General features: G+C 42.9%; 11 protein-coding genes. 8 read left to right on the top strand and 3 right to left on the bottom strand.

Annotation, left to right across the window (positions count from 1 at the left end):
• Position 1: 1 nt before the first annotated feature.
• Positions 2-508, bottom strand: coding sequence for a glycine cleavage system protein R (locus L1077_RS06035; RefSeq protein ID WP_063361501.1), 507 nt, complete (start codon positions 506-508; stop codon positions 2-4).
• A 271-nt stretch (positions 509-779) separates the two neighbouring features.
• Here L1077_RS06035 and L1077_RS06030 point away from each other — a divergent pair, with 271 nt between their 5' ends.
• From L1077_RS06030 to L1077_RS06000, 7 genes are all read left to right on the top strand, one after another.
• The gene (locus tag L1077_RS06030; RefSeq protein ID WP_063361502.1) at positions 780-3,014 is read left to right on the top strand and encodes an ABC transporter permease subunit; all 2,235 of its coding nucleotides are present in this window, start codon (positions 780-782) and stop codon (positions 3,012-3,014) included.
• Between the two features lie 12 nt (positions 3,015-3,026).
• Complete coding sequence (gene pstA, locus L1077_RS06025) at positions 3,027-4,676, top strand: phosphate ABC transporter permease PstA (protein WP_237136006.1); 1,650 nt, start codon at positions 3,027-3,029, stop codon at positions 4,674-4,676.
• A 29-nt stretch (positions 4,677-4,705) separates the two neighbouring features.
• Complete coding sequence (gene pstB / locus L1077_RS06020) at positions 4,706-5,533, top strand: phosphate ABC transporter ATP-binding protein PstB (protein ID WP_039608306.1); 828 nt, start codon at positions 4,706-4,708, stop codon at positions 5,531-5,533.
• A 68-nt stretch (positions 5,534-5,601) separates the two neighbouring features.
• On the top strand, positions 5,602-6,303 hold the full coding sequence (phoU, locus tag L1077_RS06015; protein ID WP_063374480.1) for a phosphate signaling complex protein PhoU: 702 nt from the start codon (positions 5,602-5,604) through the stop codon (positions 6,301-6,303).
• 131 nt (positions 6,304-6,434) lie between these two features.
• Positions 6,435-7,112, top strand: a complete 678-nt coding sequence (locus L1077_RS06010) for a TIGR00153 family protein (RefSeq protein WP_063361505.1) — start codon at positions 6,435-6,437, stop codon at positions 7,110-7,112.
• A gap of 176 nt (positions 7,113-7,288) precedes the next feature.
• Entirely contained in the window at positions 7,289-8,557 is a 1,269-nt protein-coding gene (locus tag L1077_RS06005) for an inorganic phosphate transporter (RefSeq protein ID WP_063361506.1), read from the top strand.
• 75 nt (positions 8,558-8,632) lie between these two features.
• A complete protein-coding gene (locus L1077_RS06000) occupies positions 8,633-9,538 on the top strand; it encodes a hydrogen peroxide-inducible genes activator (protein ID WP_237136005.1) in 906 nt (301 codons plus the stop codon).
• A 30-nt stretch (positions 9,539-9,568) separates the two neighbouring features.
• Here the strand turns inward: L1077_RS06000 and L1077_RS05995 are convergent, their stop codons facing one another.
• Together L1077_RS05995 and L1077_RS05990 are read right to left on the bottom strand one after the other, a co-directional pair.
• Positions 9,569-9,766 carry a hypothetical protein gene (locus L1077_RS05995; RefSeq protein WP_237136004.1) on the bottom strand — a complete coding sequence of 66 codons (198 nt, stop codon included), beginning with the start codon at positions 9,764-9,766 and terminating at the stop codon, positions 9,569-9,571.
• A gap of 153 nt (positions 9,767-9,919) precedes the next feature.
• A complete protein-coding gene (locus L1077_RS05990) occupies positions 9,920-12,427 on the bottom strand; it encodes a GGDEF/EAL domain-containing response regulator (protein ID WP_237136003.1) in 2,508 nt (835 codons plus the stop codon).
• 268 nt (positions 12,428-12,695) lie between these two features.
• Between L1077_RS05990 and queA the strand changes: the two genes are divergently transcribed.
• On the top strand, positions 12,696-13,730 hold the full coding sequence (gene queA, locus L1077_RS05985; RefSeq protein WP_237136002.1) for a tRNA preQ1(34) S-adenosylmethionine ribosyltransferase-isomerase QueA: 1,035 nt from the start codon (positions 12,696-12,698) through the stop codon (positions 13,728-13,730).
• Positions 13,731-13,770 lie beyond the last annotated feature (40 nt).

Genomic DNA, 13,770 nt, shown 5'->3' with positions numbered 1-13,770 from the left:
ATTAGTCGGGTTCAACATCCACAATGAGGTCACTGGTGATGGCTTCTAATGCGTCCACAACATGCTCTTTATCCATGCCTGGAGGTAGGCTGACAGTGGCAAATGCACTGAAAATTGGTAGCCCCCAGTTAGGTGCGCTTTGCTGTCTAGAATTCAGGTGCGTAATGTTTGCGCCTTTGTGACGAATGACGGTAGAAAGCTCTTGGATAATGCCTGGACGATCATTGCCCGTGATAACCAAGTTGAGTTTTTCTATTTGAGTTTCTGGCTTGCTGTGCACGCCGTGTTCAATGCGGACCTCAAGCTCTGGTAATGTATGAAGTGCATCTTGTAATGCTTGTAAATGCTCTTCTGCAACTTCTACGAGTACGATACCTGCAAATTGACCAGCTAAATGGCTTAAGTTACTGGTCGCCCAGTTACCATGGTGCTGTAAAATTGTGGCAGATATTTCTTCTACGAGACCAGGTCGGTCCTTACCTATAAGTGTTAATACTAACTGCTTCATATCACATGTCTCTTATTATTAAATGCCTTTATGGCGGTGGTGGAAAAGCGATTAATCGCCCTTTAAGGCTAGTAAAAGTCAGAGATATTTCCAATCAGATACGGCTTGCTTTGTAAACAAATGCAAATGAAAACGCAATGCATTCGAAAGAGGATTTGCGCGGGCGTAATAAAAGTTAAAAAAAGGAACAAATTCATCATGGCTGATGTAACATAACTGTCATCTTGATGAAATATAATGCGCCGCAACTTGATAATAAAAAGGTGTTTTGATGACTTCCAATCCGCAAAAACCGTCCTTCAAAACGGATAGAAGCCGTCTCTTTAAAGACCGCTTTGCCCAATTTGGCATTACCTCGGGTGGGGTGATGGTATTGGTTGCTTTGCTTCTGATCTTCTTTTACTTACTTTATGTTGTACAGCCGATATTTGAATCGGCAAGTGTGACTAAACGCACGGAATTAGCTCTTCAAAGTAATAAAACGTATTACGGATTAGGCATGGAAGAGCAAACTGAAATTGCTTACCTACTTGATAGTGCAGGGCAAGTTGATTTTTATCAAATCAAAGGCGATAAGTCTGGTGAACAGCTGAGCTCTCTAACTGTTGAGTTAGACGGGCAAGTTAACAGCTTTGCACAGAGCGCACCTTTTTTAGGTATATATGCCTATGGCTTAGATAATGGTCAAGTCCAGTTAGTTAAACCGAGTTTTCTGATCTCATTCCCCGGTAATGAGCGTGTGATGAAGCCGCGCTTGAGTTATCCGCTAGATGGCGTTCAGCTGGTCGTTGATGAGCAAGGTCAAGCTATCAAGCAATTTGCTTTCAGTCATTATGAAGATAAAACCGCCGTGATCGCGCAAACTGAAGATAAGCGCGTTATCTTTGCCTCGTTTAGTGCAGAGGAGAATATGTTCTCTGGCGAAATAGAGTGGGCGGTTGAGCGCAGCTTATTGCCGATTGAAGGGCGTATTGATGAAATGTTGATATCGCCAGACACCACCCGTGTATTAATTCGCTCGGCAAACCAGATTTACGTATTTGATACGCGTTTTGCCGATGAGGTAGAGCAGATTCAGTTGCTTGCAGCGAACGAAGAAAACGCCAATCTGGTTAATATGAGCTTATTGGCTGGTGCCAACTCATTGATGATCAGTAATGACAATGGTGAAGTATCGCAGTGGTTTGAAGTCAATACGGATGACGGGCGTCAGTTTGCCAAGATCCGCGCATTTGAAAGTATCGCAGGTGCACAAGTCGATATCTTCAGTGAGTTTTATCGCCGTACTTTCTTTACCACGACCAATACTGGTGAGTTAGGGCTTTATTATACAACAAGTGAAGCGCACCTTTGGCAAGGTAAAGTCACTGATGGGGCGATTGAGCATTTCGCAGTATCACCTCGTTCCAATGCAGCGTTGTTGTTATCTGACAAGACTTTGAGCGTAGTTGAGCTTCACAATGAGCACCCAGAAGTAACTTGGTCCGCACTGTGGCAAGAAGTGTGGTACGAAGGTTACCCTGAGCCTGCATATACTTGGCAGTCAACCTCAGCAAGTGATGACTTTGAGTCTAAATTCTCCTTGGTGCCAATCTCATTTGGTACGATCAAAGCGGCTATGTATGCGATGTTATTTGCAGTACCAATTGCGCTGTCAGCAGCCATTTATACCGCTTATTTCATGTCGCCGGAGCTGCGTCGAGTGGTCAAGCCTACAGTAGAGATCATGGAAGCTTTACCGACCGTGATCTTGGGTTTCTTAGCTGGCCTTTGGTTAGCGCCATTGATTGAAGCGCATTTACCGGCCATCGTTGCATTGTTGATATTGTTGCCGATTTCTATCCTTGCGACGGCATTTGGCTGGACTAAATTGCCGAAGAAAATCCGTCACTTACTGCCAGATGGCTGGCATTCAATATTACTTATCCCTGTTGTGCTTTTCATCGGTTGGTTGTCTTTTGCAATCAGTGACAGCATTGAAGTTTGGATGTTTGGCGGCAATGTTCGTCAGTATCTAACCAATGAATTAGGCCTCACGTTCGACCAACGCAACTCTTTGGTTGTGGGTATTGCGATGGGCTTTGCGGTGATTCCAACTATTTTCTCTATTGCTGAAGACGCAGTATTCAGTGTGCCAAAACATTTATCAAACGGCTCCTTAGCACTGGGCGCAACACAGTGGCAGACACTGGTTCGTGTGGTTCTATTGACGGCTAGCCCAGGTATTTTCTCAGCGGTTATGATGGGCTTAGGTCGTGCTGTGGGTGAGACTATGATTGTACTGATGGCAACAGGTAATACGCCAATTATGGATTGGAGTATCTTCCAAGGTATGCGTACGCTTGCCGCAAACATTGCTGTGGAAATGCCGGAGTCAGAAGTGGGTAGTTCTCACTACCGAATTTTATTCTTAGCCGCTTTTGTACTGTTTATTTTTACATTTATCTTTAACACGGTTGCTGAATTTGTTCGCCAGCAGTTACGTGATAAATACAGCTCGATGTAATGGAGTAATGACATGGTAAGACAATGGTTTAAGTCAGGATCTCCGTGGATCTGGATGACAGGTGGTGCAGTCAGCATCAGTTTAATCTCGGTGATTGGCCTATTGGCAATGATCGCGTGGAAAGGGTTGAGCTTCTTTTGGCCAACAGAAGTTGTGCAGTTTGAGCTTGAAGGCTCAGTTGCGAAGCAAACCGTTATCGGTGAAATCTATGACCGTGAAATGGTGCCTAAAGAGCGTTTAGTAGCTGCTGGGTATGATTTATCGGATTATCAAGACGAGTATGTAGAGCGTCTTCTAGTTAAAACAGGTAACCGTGAATTTGTTGAGCTAGATTTCCGTTGGATTTTAACAACGGATATTCAAAGCCAATCAGTGCCAGAAGAGATGGCAGTTTTTGAGCGTAGTAAAAATGGTAACTTTTATGGTTATGTCGTTCGCGTCATCGAAGATGGTCAGGTGGTTTCGCAAAACTCAATTGCGCGCTTAGAAGAGTTAGTCGAACGCGCCGTAGATTTAAATGAAGAAGCATTAGATCTTCAAAATGGCGATATTGGCCATATTAACTATGAGCTTGAAAGATTGCGCTTAAAGGAGCGTGGTTATCAACTTGATAATGAGCTAACAGCTGAAATTAAAGCAGACTTAGAAGCGCAGCGTGCACAGCTGCGTGAAGACTACAAAGTGTTTGAAAAGCGTTTGTTTGAGCTGCGCGGTGATGCAAAGCGTGACTATGTCGTCGTTCGTGATATGCGTGGCGAAGAAGTTACTTTACCACTTTATCAAGTTCTGGATGTGTGGTTCCCAAATAATATGGGGTTCTTTGCAAAAGTTGGTCATTACTTCTCACAAACGGGTAAATTTATCAGTGATGACCCACGTGAAGCGAATACCGAGGGCGGTGTCTTCCCTGCGATCTTCGGTACTGTTTTCATGGTGATGTTGATGGCGGTGATTGTTACTCCATTTGGTGTGGTAGCAGCTATTTATTTACACGAGTATGCAGCGAAAAACGCCGTGACTAAGATGATCCGTATTGCGGTAATTAACTTGGCAGGTGTACCTTCTATTGTCTACGGTGTATTTGGCTTAGGTTTCTTTGTGTATATGCTTGGTGGCTCTATTGACCAATTGTTTTACCCAGAAGCTGCGCCAAGTCCAGTATTTGGTACGCCAGGGGTAATTTGGTCAGCACTGACACTGGCTATTTTGACATTACCTGTTGTGATTGTGTCCACAGAGGAAGGTTTGTCACGTATTCCAAGTTCAGTTCGTCACGGTTCATTGGCACTGGGGGCAACAAAAGCGGAGACGCTATGGCGTATTATTGTGCCAATGGCCAGTCCTGCTATCATGACCGGTTTAATTTTAGCAGTTGCGCGCGCAGCGGGTGAGGTTGCACCTCTGATGCTAGTGGGCGTAGTAAAAATGGCACCGACTTTACCACTTGATGGCAACTTCCCTTATATTCATTTAGATCGTAAGTTTATGCACTTAGGTTTCCATATCTATGATGTTGGTTTCCAAAGTCCAAATGTTGAGGCGGCACGCCCATTGGTATATGCGACAGCATTCTTACTTGTTACGGTGATCATTGCGCTAAATATTACGGCGATTGGCATTCGTAACCACTTACGCGAAAAATTCAGAGCTCTAGAGCACTAATAGTACAGATTTGAAATAGGTATCCTTTTATGATTACAGTAGCGCCACAAGTAAATAACGCAGATGCTAATACTAAGTTAGATCTTGCCAACTTGAGCCCAGAGCAAACCGCTTTAGAGATCAAAGACCTTGACCTTTACTATGGTGATAAGCAAGCTCTGAGTAAAATCAACATGTTGATCCCAAAGGGTCAAGTAACCGCGTTCATCGGCCCATCAGGTTGTGGTAAGTCAACGTTATTGCGTTGTATCAACCGCATGAATGACTTAGTCGATACATGCCGCATTGAGGGTGAAATTAACCTTCAAGGGCAAAATATCTATGATAAAAGCGTTGATGTTGCGGCACTGCGACGCAACGTGGGTATGGTATTCCAAAGACCTAACCCTTTCCCTAAGTCTATTTATGAAAATGTCGTTTACGGCCTTCGCCTGCAAGGTATTAAAGACAAGCGTAAACTTGATGAAGTTGTAGAGCGTTCACTGCGCGGTGCGGCACTTTGGGATGAAGTGAAAGACCGTCTACATGACAGTGCATTTGGTCTTTCTGGTGGTCAGCAGCAGCGTCTAGTTATAGCACGCTCCATCGCCATTGAGCCTGAAGTATTACTGCTGGACGAGCCAACCTCGGCACTTGACCCGATTTCAACACTGGTTATCGAAGAACTCATCAATGATTTAAAAGATAAGTATACTGTTGTTATTGTTACGCATAACATGCAACAAGCTGCACGTGTATCTGATCAAACTGCGTTCATGTATATGGGCGAGCTCATTGAGTATTCAGATACCAATACACTATTTACAACACCGACGAAGAAGAAGACTGAAGATTACATCACAGGTCGTTACGGCTAATTTATGACAGTGTGGTTGCCCACATACTGGGCAACTTGTTGGGGTTGTTATCAAAGGTAGGGTTTTAGATGGAACACAATATTAATAAGCATATCTCTGGCCGCTTTAATGAAGAGCTAGAAAACGTAAGAAATCATGTATTAAGTATGGGTGGACTGGTTGAGCAGCAACTTAACCTTGCACTGGATGCCGTAAGCACTAGTGATGCGGACAAAGCGCGTAAAGTCAGTGAAAATGATTACAAAGTCAATGCGATGGAAGTAAACATTGATGAAGAGTGTACGCGTATTATTGCTAAAAGACAGCCAGCAGCCAGTGACTTGAGATTGGTTGTCGCGATTGCTAAAACGATTGCGGACTTGGAGCGTATTGGTGACGAAGCGGAACGTATCGCCAAAGTCGCACTTGATTCATTTACTAAAGATCAGCAGCACCTGTTGGTAAATGTAGAAAACATGGGTCGCCTAGTGTCTAAAATGCTGCATGATGTGCTGGACTCTTTTGCACGAATGGATGCACAGCGTGCATTTGAAGTGCATAAAGAAGATGCCAAAGTAGATAGAGAATATGAAGCGCTTACTCGCCAAATTATGACTTATATGATGGAAGACCCGCGTTCTATTCCAAAAATTATGGACCTAGTTTGGTCGGTACGTTCACTAGAGCGTATTGGCGATCGCTGTCAAAACATCGCTGAATATGTCATTTATTTTGTCAACGGTAAAGATATTCGCCATACCTCTCAAGAAGATATCGAAAAGAGTTTATAGGTTTATAAGGGATTAGTCGGAATAAATTGGACGATTAATCCCAAGTTCACGATAAAAATCGTTCACAATTTCGGTTAATGCTGTAAACTTGGCCTTTGCACATGCATATAATTATGATTTAAGGGTCAGTTATGCCTAGTAATGCGTTTTTAGGAGTCTTTGCAAAATCTCCTATAAAGCCGATTGAAGAGCACATCAAGATAGTGCATCAAGCCAGTGAAAGCTTGATCCCGTTCTTTGAACATGTCTTCAAAGGGGAGTGGACTGAAGCGGATGCACTTCGCGTTAATATTCGTAACCTAGAACGTGAAGCAGATTCGCTTAAGCGAGAAGTACGTCTTCAGCTGCCTCGCGGCCTATTTATGCCAGTTGAACGGACTGATTTACTGGAACTTATTACCCATCAAGATAAAATCGCCAATAAAGCCAAAGACATCGCTGGTCGAGTCGTTGGCCGTGAAATGGTGATCCCCGAATCGATTCAAAAAGAGTTTGTTGCATACCTATCTCGTTGTGTTGATGCAACGAAACAAGCCTCTAAAGCGATTAACGAGCTGGATGAGCTGTTAGAAACAGGCTTTAGAGGTCGTGAGGTTGTATTAGTCGAGAAAATGTTGAGTGAGCTTGATGCCATTGAACAAGATACTGATGACATGCAAATTAGAATTCGCCAAGAACTTCGTCAAGTTGAAGCTGATCTTAACCCGGTAGATGTGATGTTTTTATACAAGATCATCGAGTGGGTAGGGGAATTAGCTGATATCGCGGAGCGTGTTGGTGCTCGCCTCGAGGTAATGTTAGCACGCTGATTTATCAGCGATAGTTTATAAAGAAGTACACCGTTGTTACTCTCAAAGCCTAGACTAGAGAGCGGCGGTGTTGTGTTTGTTTAATAACTATTTATATGTGTTCTCATAATCAAGAGTGTGACGAGATAAGCGTATAAATACATAATCAGTGTTTAAAAAACACTAAAGGTTTTTCAATGGATATCATTGCTTCTCATGGCTCGATGTTAGTACTCATCGCAGCGGCAGTTGGTTTCTTTATGGCTTATGGTATTGGTGCAAACGATGTTGCAAACGCCATGGGTACTTCAGTAGGGTCAAAAGCCCTTACAATCAAGCAGGCAATCATCATTGCGATGATTTTTGAATTTGCTGGTGCCTACCTAGCAGGTGGTGAAGTAACGTCGACGATCCGTAAAGGGATCATTGATGCAGCCCCGTTTGCTGACATCCCTGAATTAATGGTGTTAGGTATGATCTCGGCACTATTCGCTGCAGGTACTTGGCTGTTATTAGCGTCAGCACTGGGCTGGCCGGTATCTACAACGCATTCCATTATTGGTGCAATCATTGGTTTTGCTTTGGTTGCTGTAGGTAGCGAAGCTATTCAGTGGGGCAAAGTTGCTGGTATCGTAGGTAGCTGGGTCGTAACGCCTGCAATCTCAGGCTTCATTGCTTACCTTATCTTTATGAGTGCGCAAAAGCTGATCTTTGATACAGATAAACCGCTTACTAATGCAAAGCGCTTTGTGCCTTTCTACATGGGTCTAGCTGGCTTCGTAATGTCTTTGGTTACGATCAAAAAGGGTTTAAAGCACATCGGTATTAACCTAGGTACTGTTGAAGGCTATGCGCTTGCGATTGGTATTGCAGTATTGATTGGTTTAATTGGTAAAGTGTTTATTGCACGTATGAAGATGGATCCAAATGCAGATAAGCAGATGCAGTTCAATAATGTTGAGAAAGTATTTGCTGTATTAATGGTTCTAACAGCGTGTTGTATGGCTTTTGCACACGGTTCAAACGATGTAGCAAACGCGATTGGTCCATTAGCAGCGGTTGTAAATATTGTAGAAAACAACGGTGAAATGGCGAAAAAAGCTGAGCTTGCTTGGTGGATCTTACCACTAGGTGGTTTAGGCATCGTAGTTGGTCTTGCCGTATTAGGTAAAAAAGTAATTAAAACCATTGGTGAAGGTATTACGCACCTTACACCAAGCCGTGGTTTTGCTGCTGAACTTGCAGCGGCGTCAACGGTTGTTATCGCTTCAGGTACTGGTTTGCCTATTTCGACGACACAAACATTAGTAGGTGCCGTTTTAGGTGTTGGTATGGCACGTGGAATAGCAGCACTTAATATGGGTGTGATCAGAAACATTGTGGTTTCTTGGGTAATCACATTGCCAGTCGGTGCAGCCCTTGCTATTGTTATATTCTATATTTTGAGAAGCGCGTTCGGCGTTTAACAAAAAAACAGACTTTTAGCTTGAAAAGATCTCAGCGCCATTGGTGTTGGGGTCTTTTTATTTATGGGTATATCAGTGAATAACTTACCAAGTATAAAACAATTACAATATCTGATTGCTGTGCATCAGCAGCAGCACTTCGGTCGTGCTGCAGAGGCATGTTTTGTGGGTCAATCTACACTCAGTAGTGCGATCCAAAATTTGGAAGAAACGCTTGGCTGTCAGCTGATTGAGCGTGAAAATCGCAGCTTGATGTTTACGGACGTGGGTGAAGAAGTTGTCGCGCGAGCGAAGAAAATCATTGATGATTCAATTAGCGTTGTTGAGTTAACGAAAAGTTTTAAAAACCCATTGTCTGGCAAGCTTGTATTGGGGTTAATCCCGACGATTGCGAGCTTTATTGCTGCGCCCTTGTACCAGTACTGCCAAGAGGTTTTCCCAAACCTTCAACTCGTATTGGTCGAGGATACCAGTGATAGGCTACTCGATAAGTTGGAGCATGGCCAAATTGATATGGGCATATTGGCGCTGCCATACAGAACCGATAAATTCCATACGCAGATTTTGACTAAGGATCATTTCTCTTTGGTTCATCATCAAGGCTATGCGATCCCTGAAGTGCTAGAGGATTTTAATTTGCTGCCTAAAGACAGTGTGTTTTTACTAGAGCGTGAGCATTGTATGACAGGACATGCATTGAGTGCATGTAATCTGACTCGCAGTGAATGTATTAACCCGTTTGAAGCTGCGAATCTGCATACGCTGCTGAGTATGGTTGAATACCAAAATGGCGTGACTTTTTTACCTCAAATGGCGCTCAATGCGGGTATTTTAGAGGGGAAGCCTATGGTAACGCTAGCGCCTCAAGCGGATGCATACCGTGAAATAGGTCTTTTGTGGCGCAAGACCACAGGTAGAATTCGCGACTTTAGGTTGTTTAGTAATGAAGTGGGTGAGTTTATTAAAAAGCAGTGCCAATAGCACTGCTTTTGTGTAGCATGAAATCATTGCTTAAGTCGAAGTGAGCTTGCTCTGTGACATAATATTGGGTAAAAATAATAAGTATACCCATACAACTAGGTTAAAGTACGGCACAAATCCTAATACCGTGAATAGCTTAGTTGGATACCCTTTTTGTTTGGCGCAGCGGTAACATTGTAGTGTGATCAAACAATGCACCAGTGATAGAAACAGAATAAACTGAAACATACTTATCTCCCCGAATTCCATTACGAGATGTGCTCAAATCCATTGCATGTCTTCTACTTATATGTATATAAGTTAAAAAAGAAGACATTCATTGCGAGCTTTTATTATAGTTGAGTTTTTAATCGACTGCAGCGACTTTTTTCCCCGTTTTGATTAGCATGCTGTTTTTAGGGATAAAATAGTTTCTAATTGATGCTTAAGTTGCTCGATTGGGAGTGGCTTTGAAATGAAGTAACCTTGGCCATAGTCGACCCCAATTTTGTTTAACTCATCAAAAATTTCTTTAGTTTCAACATATTCTGCAACAGAGCACTTATCTAGCGAATGACTGATATCATTGACTGCTTTGACCAGAGCGAGGTCAATCGGGTCGTTTAACATGTCACGCACGAATGAACCATCTATTTTGACGTGCTGTGCTGGCAGTTGTTTTAAGTAACTGAAGGTACTGAAACCGGTACCAAAATCGTCAATTGAAAAGTGACATCCTAGTTGGTTAAGTTGCTTGATCATTGACTGGGTTGCACTGAGGTTATTGATACTCGCAGACTCAGTGATCTCAAAAATAATGCAGTGTGCAGGCACTTGAAAATCTCGCAGGCAAGCTTGTATATGTGGCATGAGTCGTTCATCGAGAAATGATTGAGCAGAGAGGTTGACTGACAGTTGGTGTAGTTCAGGGTAATTGGCTACTGCTCGAATACTTTCCCTAATCACAGACTGATCCATTAAAAATGTATCATTGAGTAGTTCAAGTGCGGGTATAAATTGATTTGGATAAACCAAATTACCATCAATCTCAAGACGCAGCAGTGCCTCGAAATACGCGATCTGATTGTTTTTAAAATCCCAGATCGGCTGATAGTGAAGTTCAAACTGATTTTTTTTAAGTGCTTCTCGAACACTATGACCCCACTCTAAGCCTGTTTGTAAGGTATTATTTTTAGCATCTTCTTTGGTATAACAATGAACTAGGTTTCGCCCAAGGTTTTTCGCGATATAAAGTGCGATGTCAGATTGCTTCAGGCATTCACTTGGATCGCAATTGCTTGGTGAAATTAAAGTTAAACCAATTGAGCAACTGATTGTGTAGCTGGCTTCTTCAGAGTGAAATTGGTGATTTTCAATGGCGCTACAAATACCCTCTGCGATCATATGGGCATCAAGTAAGCGGGTATTTTTGAGTAAAATCGCAAACTCATCGCCGCCTATACGGAAAATAAGATGTTCTTGGGCAATATGAGCGCGAAATAGTTGAGCAACCTCTTGGAGTACAATATCACCTTGCTGATGGCCTTTACTGTCATTAATGATCTTAAAATGGTCTAAATCAATGTAGATTAATGCATGCTCTGTATCGAGATTTTGCATGGCCTCTTTGCAGAAATGGTTTAGCTGTTGGTCAAAGTAATAACGGTTATGCAGGCCTGTAAGCGTATCATGCAATGCTAAATGGCGTAATTGTAATTCAGCTTCTTTTCGTTCATGTATATTATCAATGGTCGCCGTGATCGAGGCGCTATTTGTTTGATTTTTAATGAGTTGAAAACGACACTCTACCCAAATTGCAGCGCCTGATTGGTGTGTTAATTGTAATTCGACGTTGGATGCGTGTGGACCGTTGAGTACATCTGCTATGGCCGTATTTAAAGCTGCAAGGTGATCTGGGTGCACATACTCTCTGAGCTTTGTGGCCAAAGTTGATTTAAGTTTGCGTCCAGTGAGGTGCTCCCAAGCCGGGTTAATAAAGCGTATGCACCCAGTGGCGTCTAATTCAAGTACAACGGTGTTTAGATGTAAAAGAATACGTTGGTGCGCAGAGAAGAGCTCTTTATAACTTTGCTCTCTACGGCTGAGCTGCTCAACTTTGTTGGCAAACTCAGCATAGCTCACCATAAAGTCTTCACGTCTTGCAGCATGATCACAGACCTTGCTTAATAGAGACAAATTATAGGGGGCTCTAATAAAATCAGTTACGCCCAAAAGCAGCAATTGCTCAGCATAATCGGCATTTCGACTATCAATGATAGTTACAATCGCTTGACTCGGCTTATGTTGGAGAATATTCGCCACCAGCTCTTTGGTGCTTTCTGCCCGGGTAGATGTTGCATCGAGTAATACAATGGAGTAATCGTTTTGTAAAAACTCGGAGAGCGCAGCATTTTCGGTTGATACTGTATTACAGCTAAAACTTAAAGCAAGGTGATCGCTGATATTTGCAGCTTTTTTGCTATTGGGTTCTAACAGAAGTAAATTCAGTCGGCTGCTTTTTTCTAAGTGAGTCGACAGAACATTGGCCAGAACTTGCGGCAGTACGTCATGCCTTTCTAACGGCAGCACTGCATCGATGCTGTAACTTCTAGCCGTGGTCTCAGCTATGCGTTCACAATAGGTAGGAGGGATCAGAACAATAGGCGTGTTTTTTGGGGTCTTGAGTAACCCTGAACGGATCATTCGAGAGAACCGCCAGCCATCAATTTTACCTACGTTCAGTCCGCTGATGACCAGATCAACTGCTTGCTTTTTTAGCAGTTGTAAAGCAGCTTGTGTGTCGCTTTGCTCTATTATTTGAAATACATTTAGCTTTTGTAACGTTCTTATTACGGTTTGACGCTCACCATGATCGGCATTGACAAGTAGTAGAGTAAGCTGTTTAGCCATGGCGTTACGACCCCAAACCCATGTTTTAAGTTTTTAAATGTTGCCCATGAATACTTATTTGCATGTTTTATATTGCTTTTTTGGCAGTATAGAAAGCGGACTTCGGATATCTTGAAAAGAACTAATACATGCAAAACTGTTAGTAGAGTAAAGCTATTTATCACAACTGACAAGAGGTGAAAAAGTATGAATAGATCATGCTTGTTGCTTGATTTCGTCATCTTGCAGCACTAGACTTGCCGCCTAATTGCACGATATGAGGTTTTATATGCGCGTTGCTGACTTTAACTTTGAACTTCCTGATGAATTAATTGCCCGTCACCCTAAAGCCGAGCGTACCAGTAGTCGCCTGTTAACACTTAATGGAAATAACGGCGAATTAGAACATAAGATCTTTAAAGATATTATTGATCTGATTGAGCCTGAAGACTTAATTATTTTCAATAATACCAAGGTGATCCCTGCTCGTATGTTTGGGCAAAAGTCCACAGGTGGCAAGGTAGAAGTTTTGGTTGAGCGCATTGTAGATGAACATCGAGTACTTGCGCATGTTCGTTCAAGTAAATCTCCCAAGCCAGGCGCAGAGTTGATTTTAGAAGACAAAGCGCATGCTACTATGGTTGCACGCCATGGCGAGCTCTTTGAATTAGAGTTTAAAGGCGAGCACTCAGTTCTGACGATCCTAGATGAAATCGGCCACATGCCATTACCGCCTTATATCGACCGACCTGACGAAGAAGGTGACAAAGAGCGCTATCAGACCGTATATGGAGAAAAGCCAGGGGCGGTTGCTGCACCTACAGCGGGTCTGCACTTTGACGATAATTTAATGGCGCAGCTTAAAGACAAGGGGGTAGAGATGGCCTTTGTGACCTTGCATGTTGGCGCCGGTACTTTTCAGCCTGTCCGTGTTGATGACGTCAATGATCACCACATGCACTCTGAATATATTGAAGTACCTGATGACGTTGTGGATGCTGTGGCTAAGTGTAAAAGTCGTGGTGGCCGTGTTATCGCCGTTGGTACAACGTCGGTACGCTCTTTAGAGTCGGCCGCAAAGGTACATGGTGGAGAGTTAAAGACTTTCTATGGCGACACGGACATTTTTATTTACCCTGGCTACCAGTTCAATGTGGTCGATGTGATGATCACTAACTTTCACTTGCCAGAATCGACCTTGATTATGCTAGTGAGTGCCTTTTCAGGGCAAGAGCACATCATGAATGCGTACCATGAGGCGATTGCACAAAAATATCGCTTCTTTAGTTATGGTGATGCTATGTTTTTGACTAAAAAACAGTAATATAGAATTTACAAACCGGCCAAGTGCCGGTTTTTTTATA

The sequence above is a fragment of the Pseudoalteromonas luteoviolacea genome (assembly GCF_021654285.1).
Classification (GTDB): Bacteria; Pseudomonadota; Gammaproteobacteria; order Enterobacterales; family Alteromonadaceae; genus Pseudoalteromonas; species Pseudoalteromonas luteoviolacea_J.
The sequence above is the reverse complement of the archived record's forward strand: the minus strand, read 5'-3'. Positions and strand labels throughout refer to the sequence as shown.